The organism is Shewanella insulae (genome assembly GCF_009831655.1).
Taxonomy (GTDB): domain Bacteria; phylum Pseudomonadota; class Gammaproteobacteria; order Enterobacterales; family Shewanellaceae; genus Shewanella; species Shewanella insulae.
Genome location: NZ_WRPA01000002.1, coordinates 60,813 through 78,611, shown reverse-complemented (window position 1 = coordinate 78,611; position 17,799 = coordinate 60,813). Strand labels below are relative to the sequence as shown.

Here is a 17,799-nt window from a genome sequence, read left to right as displayed (position 1 = left end):
GCAAAATGATTGAATCCATTATTCAATGGTCGGTTAAGAATCGCTTCTTCGTATTGTTGGGCGCAGCATTCTTAGTGGGTATAGGGTTATTTTCACTAAAAAACACCCCTGTCGATGCCTTGCCGGATCTATCAGATGTGCAGGTGATCATCAAAACAAGCTTTCCCGGTCAGGCTCCTCAGGTGGTCGAAGACCAGGTGACCTATCCGATGACAACAGCCATGTTATCGGTACCTGGTGCAGTAACAGTGAGAGGATACTCTTTCTTTGGTGACTCCTATGTGTATGTCATCTTCGATGAGAAGACCGACCTCTATTGGGCACGAAGTCGTGTACTTGAATATCTGAGTCAGGTAGCCCCGTCACTTCCCACTAATGCTAAACCACAATTGGGGCCAGATGCTACAGGGGTCGGCTGGGTTTATCTTTACGCGCTGATAGACAAAACGGGTCAACACGACATCAGTGAATTACGTAGTATGCAGGATTGGTTTTTAAAGTATGAGCTGCAAACCGTACCAGGCGTATCTGAAGTTACAGCTTTAGGCGGTATGGTGAAGCAGTATCAGGTTAAAGTTGATCCCGATAAATTACGTGCATTTGGTATTCCTCTCTCACTTATTGAGACAGCGATTAAACGAGGAAACAAAGAGATAGGTGCATCTGTGGTTGAAATGGCAGAAGCCGAATACATGGTTCGCGCCACTGGATATCTGCAGAGCGTGGAAGACATTGGTAGTGTACCACTGGGAGTGAATAACAATGGTACGCCATTATTACTAAAAGATATCGCCGAAATAGGTTTAGGCCCCCAAATGCGACGCGGCGTTGCCGAGCTTAATGGTGAGGGGGAAACTGTCGGTGGGATCATTGTGATGCGTTACGGAGAGAATGCACAAAAAACCATAGATGGTGTCAAGGCAAAGTTGGAACAATTGAAAAAGGGGTTACCTGAAGGGGTCGAAGTGGTCACTGTTTATGATCGCAGCGGCCTTATCGATCGCGCTGTGAAAAACCTAGGCTATAAATTACTGGAGGAATTTCTGGTCGTTGCCTTGGTCTGCATGGTGTTTCTGTTTCATTTTCGTTCATCATTGGTGGCCATCGTCAGCCTGCCAGTTGGTATATTAGCTGCCTTCTCCATCATGTATTTTCAGGGGCTTAACGCTAATATCATGTCACTTGGCGGCATAGCAATCGCCATTGGAGCCATGATTGATGGCGCGATCGTGATGATCGAAAACATGCATAAACATATGGAACGAACACAGTTAACGGACGAGAACCGTTGGCAAATTGTAGCCGAATCCGCTAAGGAGGTGGGGCCAGCCCTGTTTTTCAGCTTGTTAATCATTACAGTCAGTTTCGTGCCGGTGTTTACTCTGGAGGCGCAAGAGGGGCGCATGTTTGCACCGCTCGCGTTTACCAAGACCTATGCCATGGCGGTTTCGGCAGCTTTGGCCATTACCTTAGTGCCGGTATTGATGGGGTATTTCATTCGAGGCAAGGTGATGCCGGAGCATAAAAACCCGGTCAACCGCCTGCTTACCGTGGCTTATATGCCTGTTCTGCGCAAAGTTTTGCAATTTCCTAAATCGACATTGACTGTTGCTTTGGTCGTACTAGGTATAGGTATTTGGCCTCTGGATCGCATAGGTAGCGAGTTTATCCCGCCTCTGGATGAAGGCGATCTCATGTATATGCCTACCACCTACCCAGGGATCTCCATCGGTAAGGCGCGTGAGCTGCTACAGCAGACAGATAGACTCATCTATACCGTTCCGGAAGTGCAGACAGTTTTCGGTAAGGTCGGACGAGCGGAGACGGCAACCGATCCAGCACCTTTAACCATGATCGAAAGCTTTATTCAGCTTAAGCCTAAGAGTGAGTGGCGAGATGGTGTCACCACAGAGAGTCTTAAGAAAGAGTTGGATGCACTGGTAAAGCTGCCAGGAGTGACAAATGCTTGGGTGATGCCGATTAAGACCCGTATCGACATGCTTGCGACAGGGATTAAGACCCCTGTGGGGATCAAGATTGCCGGGCCCGAGTTGGGGGGGATTCAGGATATAGGTAAAGATTTGGAACGTATTCTTAAAAATGTTCCTGGTACGGCGTCGGTATACTCAGAGCGCGTGGCTGGCGGACGTTACATTAAGGTCGATATTCAGAGAGAGAAGGCGGCCAGATATGGACTAAATATCGCCGATGTTCAGCAGGTTATTGCTACTGCTATCGGTGGCATGAATGTATCACAAACTGTGGAAGGCTTAGAGCGCTATCCCATTAACCTACGTTATCCTCAGGATTATCGTAACTCACCTGAGCAGTTGGCAATGTTACCTGTGATTACCCCGCAAGGGGTGCGAATCTCTCTTGCTGATGTGGCCAATATTGTCGTCGAGGATGGTCCTCCTGGGATTAAGAGTGAGAATGCACGCCTCAATGGTTGGGCCTATATAGACATAGCAGGAATAGACATAGGTAGCTATGTGGTCGAAGCTCAGAAAGTGGTCAACGAGCAACTGAAACTTCCGGCCGGTTACTCTATAACCTGGTCCGGTCAATATGAATATATGGAGCGTGCCAAGGCCAAATTGACTTATGTAGTACCGTTAACATTAGGGATAATCGTTCTCTTGCTATATATGAACTTCCGTAACTTTATTGAAGTCGGCATTATCATGGGAACACTACCGTTTGCGATGGTGGGCAGCATTTGGTTGATGTACCTGCAGGAGTATAACTTCTCGGTGGCGGTTGGCGTTGGCTTTATAGCGCTCGCAGGAGTCGCGGTAGAGATTGGTGTCATCATGTTGGTCTATCTTAATCAAGCCTTTGTTCAGATGATTAATGATTGTGAAAACAATGGCACAGTTCCTTGTCGAAATGGATTGAGAGAAGCGGTTATGCAAGGTGCTGGAATGCGAGTAAGACCAGTAATGATGACTGCTGCAGCGATTATCGCTGGCTTGTTACCTATTCTATATGGAACCGGAACGGGCTCAGAAGTGATGAGCCGTATCGCAGCCCCTATGGTTGGCGGCATGGTAACTGCTGTTGCGCTTACTTTAGTCGTCGTTCCGGTTGTGTTTTTCCTTTGGAGAAGTACTCAGTTACAAAAATAGGTCTAAATCGCTAACTATTGTAAGGGAGTGTAATAACTTAGCCTGTTAAAGCTGAGGCTTGGGGACATGGGTAGGATAGCTAAGCTTATCCATGATCTTTCTGCTGTTTCGCATCACAGGCTTAAGGGATCTGTTGCTTAATTTAATTAACAGAGTTTTATATTAAGTCTCAAAACTCTATATAAGGGGGGCATGAAAATCACATTGCTTATCAGGGCTGGGGATATTGCCCAAGCACTCGAATAACATTTTGACGATATTATTCAGCTAATCCTGAAGTTCGCAGGAATTATGAGTGCTGAAGGCTTTGTTTATGTTTGGGTTTAGAAAAGTTGGTTTGGACATGTAAATAGTGAAAGACAAGTTAAGGTGAATTTAATTATTCATCACGTAATGAATGATTATAATTAAGGGGCACCTAATTGTAGGGTATTAGCCGCACCACTACACGCAATAGTTTTCCCTAAAAAATTGGGATGGTATTAAAGGTATTAAAGGTATTAAAGGTATTAAAGGTATTAAAGGTATTAAAGGTATTAAAGGTATTAAAGGTATTAAAGGATAACAAAATGAAATTAGTTAACATCGTTTTATTAGTAACCACTATTGTTGCCAGCAGCTCAGTTTGGGCCCATGTAGGTCTAAGTAGTTCAATGCCTGCCGAGGGGACTATGCTAGATGAAACTCCAGAAAATATGGAGCTTTCATTTTCTGGGGGGGTGCGATTAGTTAAGGTAACTTTGGAAGATAGCAAACAAAATGATTTAAAATTAACCATGCCAACAGATGGGAAATTCCAAGATGAATATTTATTGCCACTTCCTGTATTAAATCAATCAACATATACAGTGAGTTGGATGGCAATGGGACAAGATGGTCACAAAATGCAAGGAAAGTTTCAATTCATGATACATGGTAGTGGTGCAAATACGCGCACAATGATTCCAATGACCATGGAAAAAAACACTACAGAACATAAAGCTCATCAATAAGGTTTAAGTGGAGTAGCCCATGATATTAACCTCATTTGAAATAATGGCACTATTATCAAAATGGTTCATATACCTTAATGTTGCTGCCATTATGGGGGGAGCATTTATGCTGGGTTCGGTTCGTCTTGAGCGGCGTGAAGTTAGCATAATTTGTGACTATGTTAGTTTAGGTGCCATCTTGGGAATTTTTGCTGTGACAGTAAACTATCTAGTTCAGGTCGGGTCATTCGCTGACGATGGGTTTGCCGGCATGCTTGATATTCAAATGTACGTATTTCTATGGGCTACACCTGTAGGGGAGTCGGTCGGATGGCGTTTAATGGGATTTGCATTGGCTCTTTCCGCCAGTCGATTGATGTTAAACCCGGCTCAAGGAGTGAGGCGAGCAGCTTTAATTTCACTTGTTGTGAGCACTGTATTGTTAGCTGCAACATTTGGTTTGGCTGGTCATAGCGTTGAACTACATGTTTTAGCAAGATTTTTTATTTTTGTGCATTTGTTGGCTGTTGGGTGTTGGGTTGGTGCTTTTTATCCATTATGGCGAATGTGTTCAACCTTAGATGCGATTGCGTTAAAACATGTGATGGACAGATTTGGGCTGTTGGGTATAGCGCTTGTAAGTTTAGTGTTGTTTTCTGGCACGGGGTTATTATGGATGTTATTCAATAAGCCCGAAGAGTTCCTCAATAGTGATTATGGTATTGCAGTGAGCCTGAAACTCTTTCTTGTCACTATCATTTTACTATTCGCTGCGCTGCATAAATTCATATTAGTACCTAAATTGGCACATGAAGAACAGCAGGAAATGAAATATAAACTTAAGAATTCTATCGCTTTAGAGTTCATAGTTGGTCTCCTAATCTTGGCTACGACAGCCGTATTATCAAGCGTATTGGGGCCAGAAAGCTTAAGTTAGTTTTCGTAAAAAATTAAAATTAGTGAGGGGGTATAATGATAAGTGGAATAACAAAGGCTCTGATAACTGGATTTACCTTATTGTTTTTGGCTGGGTACTGTAATTTGGTCTTTGCGCATGGCGAAGAGAATCATGATTCTGAATCAATGGCATTTATTGGCATGGACTCAGCTCCAGCCAAATTAGTTAAAAAATTTCATAAAGCCTTGAGAGTTGGTGATGAAGCGACTGTGATGATGGCCTTATCAGAAGAAGTGTTGATCTATGAAGGTGGTAACGCGGAGCGCTCATTAGCTGATTATGTTAGTCATCATATGTATGCCGATATGGCTTATTTAAAAGCTATCAACATTACTCTTAAAGAACACCAAGTGCGAATTATGGGTGATATAGCAATATCTACTTCCATTAGCCACTCAACGGGTGAGTATAAGAGTAAAAAAATCGACTCTACAGGCATGGAAACTTTGGTTTTGGCTAAACAAAGTGGGGGGTGGAAAATTATTCATATCCATTGGTCATAATTTTATGGTATCAACCCATTAGTTGATGGATCAATTAAAGTGCTCCTGTAAGTGCTCCCCAAGAAAATTACAGTCACTTGCAATTTCAAAGATGTTTATTTGAACGGGAAAGGGATTTTCTGATTTTTTGAATGGCGATAAAGATTAATTATTGCTATAGCTTTTGTGTGTGTTTTTTTTGTGTATTGTGGGTAAGTGAATTTTAATTTTAACTGTTTGGGGATTCTGTTTGATTCTAAGAAAATATAAGGTGTTGATCACAGATGAGTTATATTTAAAGTGTTTTTTATATCTTGTTTAGTATAGTTTCTGGGTGTTTATGGTGGTAATTTTCTTAACGGAAATTCTCACGATAATAACAATGTCTAGTGAAAATAAAAAATATGAGGATATGAGATGAACTTACAAAATAGACATTTTAAGTGGCTTCTCGCCGCTTTTACACTTTCCATGGCTCTTAGTGGATGTAGTGATGGTAAAGATGGTAAAGATGGTAAAGATGGTAAAGATGGTAAAGATGGCAGTTCAGTCGCGTATGTCATCAACAAACTTAACCTTGATGTGACTAACGTCAACTATAACAACGGAATCCCAACAATAACTGTCTTTGCGACCAACGAGCAAAACCTCCCCGTTGTCGGTCTAAAAGACCTGGAAGTGAAAAATGCAGTACAGTTACTGCCTCTTGGTGCAACAGGGACAGGTAATGCAGCTGAATGGCAATATATTGGCTCACAAAAAACCTTTACCGACAATAAAGATGGTAGTTACACCTTTACTATTAACGTGGAAGGTTATAACCCTGAGCTGACCCAAAGATACAATATCGTCGCCAGCGCATCAACATTGCTTGACGGTGTAACGGCTGTACCCCGTACTGAGATCTCAGAAGATTTCTCAGGTGAAGGCTATGAAGCCCTTTATACCAAGAATGTTGTCGCTACGGTCAGTTGTAACAACTGTCACGCCCCAGACAAAGTCATCCACTGTGGTTCCACTCAAGTTGAAACCTGCATTTCTTGTCATACCCAAGAGTTGGCTGATGATCGTAATCGCCCACAAGCAGCCTTCAACCATCTGGTCCACAATGTACACAACGATGCAAAAATGTATGGCGGTAACTTAGACCTCAGTGCGGAAACTGCACATAACATAGTGCAAGATACTTGCCAAAACTGCCATGTACAATCTGATGAACTAACTGAATGGGGCAACTGGTCAAGTGTACCCACAATAGGAGTCTGTAGTAGCTGTCACGTTGACGTAGATTTCAAGACGGGTAAAGGCCACTCTCAGCAAAATGACAACAGTAACTGTGTTGCCTGTCATAACGCGAGCTGGACTGAAGAGATCCATACAAAAGCACCAACTCAGAAAAAGATCTTAATCAACCAGTACGGTCTTAATGTTGAATCTGCTATCAACGCTGATACCAAAGCTGCAACCATCAGCATTGAGGTTGTCGATGCCAATGGCGCTGCTGTTGATATCAAGGCCATCCTTCCTATGGTACAACGCTTCGATATCATCACTAACGTAGGGCCTAACAATGTCACCCTTGGTTACCGTGGTAAAGACTCTATCAGCGCTGTGAAAAATGGCGTGCTTGATGCAGCCGCTAAGATTGAAGATGGCAAACTGGTTTACACTACCAGCAAAGACCTTCAACTCGGCGCAGAGGGTACAGATAGCGAAACGGCCTTTACCTTCGTTGGCTGGGCAATGTGTTCAGATAAAGGGGAATTCGTCACCTGTGACGATCCAGCTTTCGATGGTAGCGACACCGAAAAATACACTGGCATGAAAGCCGATATGGCCTTCGCGACCCTATCTGGCCAAGCACCAAGCATGCGCCACGTTAATTCGGTAAACTTCACTGCATGTGCCTCTTGCCACACCAAAGAGTTTGAAGTCCACAAAGGTAGCCATAATGCTGGTTTTGTTCTGTCTGAGCAGTTGTCTCACACCAAAGACGCTAACGATATGCCCATCATAGGAGTCGATGCTTGTGTAGCTTGTCATACGCCTGATGGCACATACGCTGGCGGCGCTAACAAAGGTGCACTAGAGATGAAACTGCACGTAGAGCATGGTGAACAAGGCATCATCAAAGATTGCGCCCAGTGTCACAACGACTTCAACCTGAACGCCTTCAAGGCTAAAGGCGCACTAGCAACAGCTGCAGGCCAGTACAGCACTCCTATCGCGGCGACTTGTACTTCTTGTCATTCCGACAATCTGGTTAAGAGTCATGCCGAAAGCCAAGGGGCTATCATCAATGGTGCCAAAGATGTTGCTAACGATGCGGCGCAGCTAGAAACCTGTTTCTTCTGCCACGCACCGGTTATCGACGATCACACTGCTATGAAGATGTAATTTGCACGTCCAGGTATAAAAAAGGGGATATATTCCCCTTTTTCCATTCTTCATTTTGCAAATACGGGTGTCTATTATGAACATCATAAATCAATTCAAAAGGCTGATTCCTGCGGTGATGGCAGCAGCTGTGCTGTCTCTTGGCATAAGCCAAGGGGCCGTTGCTTCTAAGTGGGACGCTAAGATGACCCCTGACGAGGTGGAAGCCACGCTAGACAAGAAGTTTGCCGAAGGCCAATACTCGCCTAAAGGTGCCGACTCTTGCCTAATGTGTCATGGCAAATCAGAAAAGGTCATGGATCTGTTTAAAGGCGTACACGGCGCTGCCGACTCGAGCAAAAGCCCGATGGCCGGCCTGCAATGTGAAGCCTGCCACGGCCCTATGGGTAAGCATAATCGCGGTGGTAACGAGCCGATGATTGCCTTCGGTCCCGACTCTACCCTGTCTGCAGAGAAACAAAACAGCGTCTGTATGAGCTGTCACAAAGATGACAAGCGCATGGCATGGAACGGCGGTCACCATGACAACGCCGATGTAGCCTGTGCCTCTTGTCACTCGGTGCACACAGATAAAGATCCTGTGCTCTCTAAGAACACAGAGATGGAAGTCTGTACCAGCTGTCACACCAAGCAAAAAGCCGATATGAACAAGCGCTCTTCTCACCCGATGAAGTGGGCGCAGATGGTCTGTAGCGATTGTCACAATCCACACGGTACCCTGTCGGACTCGGACCTGGTCAAGCCCAGCGTTAACGAAACCTGCTACTCGTGCCACGCAGAAAAACGCGGCCCAAAGTTATGGGAACATGCGCCCGTAACTGAAAACTGCGTTACCTGTCACAACCCACACGGCAGTGTTAATGAGGGCATGTTGAAGACCCGCGTCCCGCAACTTTGTCAGCAGTGCCACGCTAGCGATGGCCATGCCAGCAATGCTTACATGGGCAACACTGACCAAGGTTCTACTGTGGGTGGTAATGCCTTTACCGGTGGTCGCAGCTGTCTGAACTGTCACAACCAGATCCATGGTTCTAACCATCCATCTGGCAAACTGTTCCAGCGCTAAGGAGACGAGAAGATGAAATTCAAACTCAATGTAGTCACCCTCGCCCTTATCGCTAATGCCGGTATCGCAATTCCTGGCATGGCGCTGGCCGATGGCTATGGCATTCAAAACGCCAACACAGAAAAAGTGAAGTTCAATAACTGGGACTGTAAGCGCTGTAAGATTGAGACAGGCGTCAGCGGTACTATCGGTGCAGGTGTCGGTTACAACGACAGCGATGATATACGCTCAGCCAACGCTTTTGCCGCCGAAAATGAATTTGCCGGTAAGGTCGATGCCGATGTCAGTTACGTTAGCGAATCTGGTTACCGTGCCAGTATAGAAGCGCAAAACCTAGGCATGGAAAACGGATCTCTTGATCTCGAAACAGGCAAGGTAGGACAGCACAAGCTGAGCCTCAACTACCGTCAAATAGCCACCTACAAGACTGACAAGGCAATGAGTCCTTATCAAGGCGTAGGCGGTGACCACCTCACTCTGCCCGACAACTGGCAGACTGCAGGCTCAAGCCTGGATATGAGTGAACTGTACAGCAGCCTTAATCCCCTTGAACTTTCCCTCAAGCGCAAGCGCGCTGGCCTGGGCTTTGAGTATCAAGGTGAAGAGCTGTGGAGCACCTACATCACCTATGAACGTGAAGATAAAACTGGCCTTAAGCAGGCATTGGGTAGCTTCTTCAATCAGTCAATGATGCTGGCCGAACCGGTGGATTACACCACAGATACAGTTGAGGCAGGCGTTAAGTTCAGGGGGGATAACTGGTTTACCGCCCTGGCCTACTCAGGTTCGAGCTTTAAGAACCAGTACAGCCAGCTGACCTTTGACAATGCTTTTAATCCGACCTTCGGCGCGCAAACTCAGGGCACCATGGCCTTAGACCCAGACAACGAGGCGCACACAGTCTCGCTGATGGGCCAATACACGGCGGGCAGCACCATCATGAGCGGCCGCGTGCATTACGGTCAAATGAGCCAGGATCAGGCACTGGTCACCTCAGGTTATGGTTACCAGACACCTGTGGATGTGCTAGATGCCAAGGTGGATATGAAAGGCGCTAACCTCAAGGTAGTATCTCGCATCAACCGCACGGTACGCGTTAACGCCAGCTATGACTATAGCGACCGCGATAACAAAACCAATGTGGAAGAGTGGACTCAGATCAGCATCGACTCCACCACAGGCAAAGTAGCTTACAACCCCCCTTATGACTTCACGACACAAAGGGGGAAAATAGGCACCGATTTCCGTATCACCCGTGGTATGAAGCTTGATGTCGGTTATGACTACCGCCGTGACGAACGCAGCTACCAAGACCGCGAAACCACTGATGAAAATACGCTATGGGCTAAGTACCACCTAAGCGCATTCGATAAGTGGGATATGTGGATTAAGGGTAGTTATGGCGAACGTGATGGCTCCGAATATCAAGCCTCTGAGTGGACCTCAAGTGAGTCGAACAGCTTACTGCGCAAGTACAACCTTGCCGATCGTAAGCGCACCATGGTTGAGGCTCGTATAAGCCACACGCCAATCGACGCCCTGACCATTGACTTTGGTGGCCGCTACGCTCTGGATGACTACAACGAAACCCAGATCGGCCTAACTGAGTCAAAAGATGTCAGCTATGACATCAACCTCAGCTACCTGCTCAGCGACGATATGATGGTTAACGCTTTCTACGATCGTCAAAACATTGATTCACAGCAGGCTGGCAGCAACAACTTCGCCGCACCAAACTGGTTTGGCTTAGTTGAAGACCAGGTCGATGTAATGGGCGCTGGGTTCAGCTACAACAATCTGTTAGAGAAGAAACTACGCCTGGGCGTGGACTACACCTACTCAGATTCAAGCAGCAATACCCAGGTACAGCAGGGTCTCACCGGCGATTATGATGATTACTATGCCAAGGTTCATAACGTCAATTTCTATGGCCAATATCAGGCCACTGAAAAGATGGCTGTCCGTCTAGACTATAAGATGGAAAAATATAAGGACAATGACTCAGGTAACAACATTGCGCCAGATGGTATTTGGAATGTCGTCGGCTTTGGTTACAACAACCACGACTACAATGCTCATCTGATCATGCTTAGCATGAGCTACAAGATGTAATTGCCTAAAACCTGTAAAAAACGCCGTATTCGCGGTTTTCTATTATTGGCACTCTGAAACCACCTCCATAGGAGGTGGTGATTGTTCCTTATGGGCTAATCCCTGAGGAGTCCCCTGATAACTTTGAAATAAATCGAGAGATTAGAGTGAATTTGTACCTTGAAGTGTGATTTACGAGAAAACTCTACTTTTGCGGACTGTTTTTTTTGGGGGCTACCTCAGTATTGTCCAGAAATTCATCAAAAGCGTCTAAATACCCTGCCGGGCTCTCATTGATTCAGACCGTCTTACATTGGCCGCTTTAGGTCACCATATTGATGGAACTCATGCGCAAACCAAGCATTCGATAAAACGTATGGACAGGTTACTTGGCAACCTTCATCGTGAGAGATTAGCTGTCTATCAATGGCATGCTAAATGGTTACTGACACAGCACGCTATGCCTATCGTTTTGGTGGATTGGTCTGATATGCGTGAAGGACGCGAACTCATTGCTCTGAGTTGACAACAAAAGAGTCTTGGGTGCTACTGATCAATCTAACAATGGAAGCGATGCAGCCCAAGAAGCTGGTCAATCTTTACTAAAAGCGAATGCAGACTGGAGAGACTTTTAGGGATTTAAAAAGCTCTGCTTACGGATTTGGGTTGCGCCACCGCACAACCCGTAACGTAGTAAGAATGGCTTTCTTGCTGATGATTGCTTTGCTGGTGCAATTGAGATTTTAGTGGGAAGAGGGGGCCTTTTGGTGAAGCGCTGCAATTGCAGCGTCATTTTCAGAACAGTACGCTGTAGAATCGTAATGTGCTATCAATAGTGCGTATGGGGAAAGAGCTGATGCGACACCGATAGTCGATGACGGCCAGGACGCTGGCAGAATTATTAGTCATTCACGGCTGCTGGGGGGATGAATTATGAACAGAGATGAATCCGCTTCTCACGTTTTCCATCGTTGTCAGTATTATAGTGGGAAGGCTAAGGTTGGGAATTCCGGCAACAACTAAAGCTTTCATAAAACGCAAAGGCACCCTATAAGGGTGCCCCAAAAGTAGAGCCACCTACTATGCAAGTGGGATTTTACTGTTTGGTTTTGTTGAGCGAAAGCTGCATTGTAGTAATGCAGGTACGACTATTTCCATATGTTGAAAGCACTTCTTTAGCCTCACGATATATGCCATTTTTATCACCATAATGAAAAGTAAACGCTAACTCGCGATTGCGAGGCACCCAAAAATCAATAAAACCATCGTGTTGAGTCGTTACCATCTGATTAAGGATCTCTTCACCTGTGTTGACATCCACAGCCGACATATGCATTTTTTCGCCAACGAGTTCCCCTGTGCACCCAGTTGGTACGTGATTAGTACATGGGTGGGTGTTAGTTAAGAAAGGTGCAATAGATAGAAAGAATTTATCTTTTGGTATTCCTACGGTAGCTGAAGTGCCATCAGCAAATGAAGCGATTACCTCATTTGGTAGAACTTTAACCATAATGCCTTGGTTATTCTTATATAGCTTATGCGCTTCAAGTACTGCCTCTTTATAACTCAACTGTTTAAAGCTCTTTGCATCTATTAGCGTTTGTGAGTGAGCGGGACTGTTAGCGCCTAATGCTAGTAAGCTACTGATAAATATGAGTTTTAACATGGTGTATCCTTTGGGCGTTATAAATGGGTATTACTGTTGGTTGTTATTTACCAAGCTAATACCAATTGATTATTAAGTGTTTAATAAACTGCGGCACTTTAGGCTTAAGGAGGTGGGGCTAGACCAGTTAACAGGGTTGAGCTTGAATCTAGCGTGCGATCTAATATAGATTCTGATTTTGATTGGTTGAATTCAAAATAACATGAAATGAGGACAGCTGCAGGACTATGCCATCGGTCGCAGTGGTCGCAGTGGTCGCATTCATGTTCACATTGTTGTCTGCTTTTTAAGGTATTTTTTATGCATGAAGAGTATTCGCTGCAACAGCAACTGATAGCTTGCTCATTATCTCGACTAGTATACGGGGTTATGCTTACAGATTCTTGTACTAAAGCATTATCGAATTGAGTTATTAATAATCGATGGTATTTTTTTTGAGATACTAAATGGTCATTCATCGCCATGCTTGATGAACCGAATCCTTGAAGAGTTAAAGCAAACATTATTAATAATATTACGTATATTCTCATCAGTTGAATCCAGGCCACTTAGTGAAGTGAATTTTATCACTTTTGAAATTCAGCAGTGGGAGGCATTTATTAAAATGTGACGCTATTAACAGATTCAAAGCGTTTTGAGCGATTCTGGACTGCCCCAAATCTTATGGACAAATTTCACTTAAGCTTTTTGCATAGGAGATAATGTAGCCCACTAAATGAATCATCACTGATTTCCTAGACACCTTTTAGTTAGATAAACTAGCTAAAAAGAGGTGTTCATGAACAATAAACGTTACCCCTGACCTTTCCCCTAGATTAGTACCAATCCCTTAATGAGATTTTCCAGCTTATGCCGCTTGTTTAGCATATTCAACCGGCGGCATGTAATTCAGTGAACTATGTGGGCGAACATGGTTGTAGTGTTCACGCCATAGCTCGATTTCGTATCTGGCTTTGTCCAAGGTTCTGAACCCGTGCTGGTGTAAACATTCGGTCCGGAATTTTCCATTAAGGCTTTCCACAAAGGCATTTTGCGTGGGCTTCCCTGGCTGGATAAAGCCCAGTGTGACGCCTGTTTCCTTACTCCAGAAGAATATTGCCTTACTGGTAAATTCTGTCCCGTTGTCATGGGTAACCTTGTTGGGTTTACCACGCTCTTCCATCAACTGATCCAGAAATCTTGCGACCTGTCGGCCATTGATGGATATAGAGACTAATTGACCGACCATTTCACTCTAATAATCATCTACGACATTCAGTATCCGAAAGCGCCGATCACTGCTGAGTTGGTCTGACACAAAATCCATAGACCAACGCTGATTGGGTGCAGTTGGCACCTCTATGGGTTGTCTTGGCCGGGTTAGCTTCTTGCGTTTCTTAGTCCTGACTTGCAAGCCCTCCTCCGTCTAGAGCCGATAGGTTCGCTTACGATTTTGCATCCAACCTTCGCCTTTGAGCAAACCATGCAGCATCAGATACCCATGAATATTGTGCCGCCAGCGCCTTCAGCCGCTGCCTGAGCTCATTGTCAGCCTTATTGATAGCGAAACGCAGTCCGGCTCAGTTCTGTCAGCTTACAGGCTATACGCTCACAGAGGTTAAAACATTCAATCAAGCGTTGGACAACAAGCTTTTTTGCCGCTGGCGTTACCACTTTTTTGACAGCACATCCTTCATGGCTTCGACTTCCAGCATCTTATCGGCCAAAATCTTTTTGAGCTTGTTGTTCTCCACTTTCAGCTCCCTTAGCCGCTTCGCTTTATTCACTTCCAGCCCGGCATACTTGCTGCACTAGTTATAGAAAGTGCCCGTGGATATGCCCATTTCACGGCAAATATCATCGACTTTTGCCCTAGCCACATGCTGCTTGATGGCTTTAATGATTTGTTCTTCAGTGTAGCGTTTCTTCATGTTGAGATCTCCATTGGCTTCAGTGTATTGGAAATCCCATTAATGTCATGGTGTTAAATTTGGGGAATAGGTCATTACTTGAAACTATGGGCTACTTGACCAAGTTTTTGTAATGAGTTATACGATTCACAGCATAGTAAATACTTATTAGTTATTAACCTAAAAGCAAAATATTGACTACGATCAATAAATATAGAATTGGTTAATTTTTCCATAGAAACATTTGCCTAACATATGTTATTTATTTCACGAATTCTCTCAGTAGTGTAGATAGCGTTTTATATGCGTAATTTGCTATTAATAGTGACATTAATAATGATGCTAACCGGTCAGGCGATTGCTCCTAGGCTGGCTTTTGCTATGCCGATGTCACAGCAAACTACTGAAATAGCGCAAATGCAAAAAGCCCATTCTTCGATGAAGTGTTGCCAAGGGGATATGGGATGTAAATGCGATATGAATAAGAGTCACTGCGGGCAATCAGGACAGTGTTCTAGTCATTGTAATAATCTGGTATCGGTGATCGCACCAATTCATTTACTTCCAATCGAGCCATCTGTAACACAGGAGATTTCTGGTTCTACTTGGAGCAATCGTTCCATAACTGTAGGTGTTCAAACCCCTCCGCCAAACATCCAGTAATTTTAATTAAAACAATAGCCTGATAAGCAAAATGCTTTGAGCCAAGATGTTGTGTTTTTAAAAATTCTGGAGAAACAGTTATGTTCTCAAAATCTATTCTTGCAGCCATTGCTGCGTCATCTCTGTCGATGTCATTTTTCATTGCGCCGCCATCAGAGGCCGCTCAAATTTCATTCTCTGAAGAATTAGAGCTGCTTAATGTGGACGGGAATTTCAATAACAGCATTGATAGTTCACTAGAGTTATCGCCAGGTTCACATGTATTGGTTGTGCGGTATAGAGATTTATTTGAAGGTGTAAATGCTGATGAGTCATCCACTTGGGTAAAGTCACAACCTCTTTTTCTAAAGCTAGTTATTAATTCAAAACAAATCACACTAGCTCCTCCTAAGTTAGATGATGTGAATGCAGCTAACTCATATTTAAAGCAACCATATCTAACGGTTACGCCAGATGTCGGCGCGAATAAAGAGCTAACACTACAGCCGATGACAAGCGTTATCGCTAACGTTCTGTCAGCCAAAGATTAATTTTGAAAGAGTTATCGAGGCTCAGCGTTACATTGATATCACGTTTCGTCGTTTGAAATAGATATTAGCCAATTTTGCGATAACAGCTGCGTTGTTGAAGTGCTCCTCAACTCCAGTGGTTACTGCAATCTCAGCAAAGGACTCAGCATCGGCTGTTATTGAGTGAATTAACAATGGATGACTTGGCTATTGGCTTCTTAGCAACAGTCATATTACGTCCACCTATTGTCGTAACGTTGTTGCCTCATTTTCTCTTTCATGGAGTCATTTCGTATCTAACATGTTAACTACTTAGTAGCGACAGTAGGTGTGAGGTGAATATTACTGCATTGGTCAGAAGCATTTGGTGTGGAACCTAGCTAGGCCACTGTAAAGTGACTAAAATCATAGAAGGGTAAATGATGAGTAATAAAAACCTATCAGTATTAGCGCTAAGTTTAATTTGCAGTACTTCAGCTTTTGCAAATGAACCGGCTTCCAGTTTTGATAAGTGGTTTTCAGAAGGAAGTTTTCATGGTGCGATGAAGTCATATTACTTCGTGCAAACCTTTGACAAGGAGGGCAGCCACCAAAGTCAAATATGGGCGAATGGTGGCAATATTGTCTTTAGCACTGCCGAACTTAACGGGTTTGAACTAGGGGGGGAGTTTCAAGGATCCTATATAACGAGTAGGGATGATCCAGATGGAAAAACTGCGGGTAGTATGGATGCTGATGGTGCTGTTTTGTCGGAATCCTATTTGAAGTACACATTAGGTGATACAACCTTCAAAGGGGGAAGACAGCATTTTTCATCTCCTTTTGTCGCCGATTCTGGTTCTAGGCTCATCAAGGAGTCGTTTGAAATGTATCAGATTCGCAATAAGAGTTTATTAAACACTGAGATATCTGCAGGATATGTAACTAAATATCAAACACGGACAGACAAATCATATTACAGAGATAATGACTTTGTAAAATTTGAACAAAATGGAATAGGTCGTCCTGGGGGATTTTATGATATTGGTGACAGTGGTATGTGGTTTACACAGATTAATACCTCTCTATCAAATGAAATTAGAGTTAAGGGTCAATATGCTGATGTCATTGGTGAGGTTAAAGCATTATATGCTGATGTGAAATATACACTACCCATTCCATTAAAAAGCTATATTGCTGCTCAGCTTTATACTAATTCCTGGGATAATTCTGATTTCACCAATAACAATCTATTTGGAGTTAAATTTGGCGCAAACCATAACGACTTAGAGTTTTTTGCTGCAATTACAACTGTTAGTGGTTCAGCAGGAGAGTACCGAGTATTTCGAGGTGTTGGACAAGGCGCATATTCTCAATTCACCAAAACCACAAAAACAGCCGGTGTTGCAGCCTTCGAGGCTGGTACTGACTCGTATCAGCTTGGTGTTGGATATAGATTCAATCAACTAGATGGCAAATTAAGAGTTACTTCGTTTGATAACCCTGAAGTGGGTAAAGATCTTGATGAATGGACATTGAACTTGGTTTATGGTTTTGTTGGTGATTTTAAAAACTGCATTATTTCAGTTGATTTCACCGTGCTGGATTATGAAAACAATGATAAAGATGCTACTGATTTAAGAGCTAAGTTTACTTACAAGTTTTAAAATTTGTTTCTCAACCTGATCTTTCCCTGATGAATTTGAATTACAGTATTTATCAGCAAGCTAGGTGTCTACATAATCGGGGGAAGATCACTGCATGTTAATAACTAGACAAGTAAGAAGTATACGCATAGCCCTTACTACTATCAGTATTAATTTATTCTTTTTTAACTACACCTTTATTAGTCTTTGGTTAACGATGTTTTTTGCGTAAATAATATCCATAGACAAGTTAAAAAATAGGTTTTCTAAGGTGTTGATTTTAATGTGGTATCTGTTTCGGTAAAAATTCAATGTTAGAAATTCATTGCTTTGATGATTCCGATAATGATTTTT

The 17,799-nt window shown here is 43.7% G+C and carries 10 protein-coding genes and 2 pseudogenes; 10 read left to right on the top strand and 2 right to left on the bottom strand.

Annotated features, from left to right (window positions below):
• The first annotated feature begins 5 nt into the window (after positions 1 to 5).
• The 8 genes and pseudogenes from GNT65_RS03275 (at position 6) to GNT65_RS20615 (ending at position 12,030) form a co-directional block, all read left to right on the top strand.
• Positions 6 to 3,128 (top strand): efflux RND transporter permease subunit, encoded by a 3,123-nt coding sequence (locus tag GNT65_RS03275; RefSeq protein WP_160793697.1) that lies wholly within the window; start codon positions 6 to 8, stop codon positions 3,126 to 3,128.
• 569 nt (positions 3,129 to 3,697) lie between these two features.
• Entirely contained in the window at positions 3,698 to 4,120 is a 423-nt protein-coding gene (locus GNT65_RS03270) for a copper resistance CopC family protein (RefSeq protein WP_160793696.1), read from the top strand.
• Between the two features lie 19 nt (positions 4,121 to 4,139).
• Positions 4,140 to 5,036 carry a copper resistance D family protein gene (locus GNT65_RS03265; protein ID WP_160793695.1) on the top strand — a complete coding sequence of 299 codons (897 nt, stop codon included), beginning with the start codon at positions 4,140 to 4,142 and terminating at the stop codon, positions 5,034 to 5,036.
• Between the two features lie 35 nt (positions 5,037 to 5,071).
• Positions 5,072 to 5,560, top strand: a complete 489-nt coding sequence (locus GNT65_RS03260; RefSeq protein ID WP_160793694.1) for a YybH family protein — start codon at positions 5,072 to 5,074, stop codon at positions 5,558 to 5,560.
• A 396-nt stretch (positions 5,561 to 5,956) separates the two neighbouring features.
• Complete coding sequence (locus tag GNT65_RS03255; protein WP_160793693.1) at positions 5,957 to 7,936, top strand: OmcA/MtrC family decaheme c-type cytochrome; 1,980 nt, start codon at positions 5,957 to 5,959, stop codon at positions 7,934 to 7,936.
• 76 nt (positions 7,937 to 8,012) lie between these two features.
• A complete protein-coding gene (locus GNT65_RS03250) occupies positions 8,013 to 9,002 on the top strand; it encodes a DmsE family decaheme c-type cytochrome (protein WP_160793692.1) in 990 nt (329 codons plus the stop codon).
• A gap of 12 nt (positions 9,003 to 9,014) precedes the next feature.
• On the top strand, positions 9,015 to 11,114 hold the full coding sequence (locus GNT65_RS03245; RefSeq protein ID WP_160793691.1) for an MtrB/PioB family decaheme-associated outer membrane protein: 2,100 nt from the start codon (positions 9,015 to 9,017) through the stop codon (positions 11,112 to 11,114).
• A 159-nt stretch (positions 11,115 to 11,273) separates the two neighbouring features.
• A pseudogene (locus GNT65_RS20615) lies at positions 11,274 to 12,030 on the top strand (transposase).
• 159 nt (positions 12,031 to 12,189) lie between these two features.
• Here the strand turns inward: GNT65_RS20615 and GNT65_RS03240 are convergent.
• Positions 12,190 to 12,759 carry a CueP family metal-binding protein gene (locus tag GNT65_RS03240; protein WP_160793690.1) on the bottom strand — a complete coding sequence of 190 codons (570 nt, stop codon included), beginning with the start codon at positions 12,757 to 12,759 and terminating at the stop codon, positions 12,190 to 12,192.
• A gap of 847 nt (positions 12,760 to 13,606) precedes the next feature.
• Positions 13,607 to 14,669: pseudogene (locus tag GNT65_RS03235) on the bottom strand (IS3 family transposase).
• Positions 14,670 to 15,391: 722 nt separating this feature from the next.
• Here GNT65_RS03235 and GNT65_RS03230 point away from each other — a divergent pair.
• Complete coding sequence (locus GNT65_RS03230; protein ID WP_244952087.1) at positions 15,392 to 15,841, top strand: DUF2057 family protein; 450 nt, start codon at positions 15,392 to 15,394, stop codon at positions 15,839 to 15,841.
• Positions 15,842 to 16,239: 398 nt separating this feature from the next.
• The gene (locus GNT65_RS03225) at positions 16,240 to 17,466 is read left to right on the top strand and encodes an OprD family outer membrane porin (RefSeq protein WP_244952086.1); all 1,227 of its coding nucleotides are present in this window, start codon (positions 16,240 to 16,242) and stop codon (positions 17,464 to 17,466) included.
• The last annotated feature ends 333 nt before the right edge of the window (positions 17,467 to 17,799 follow it).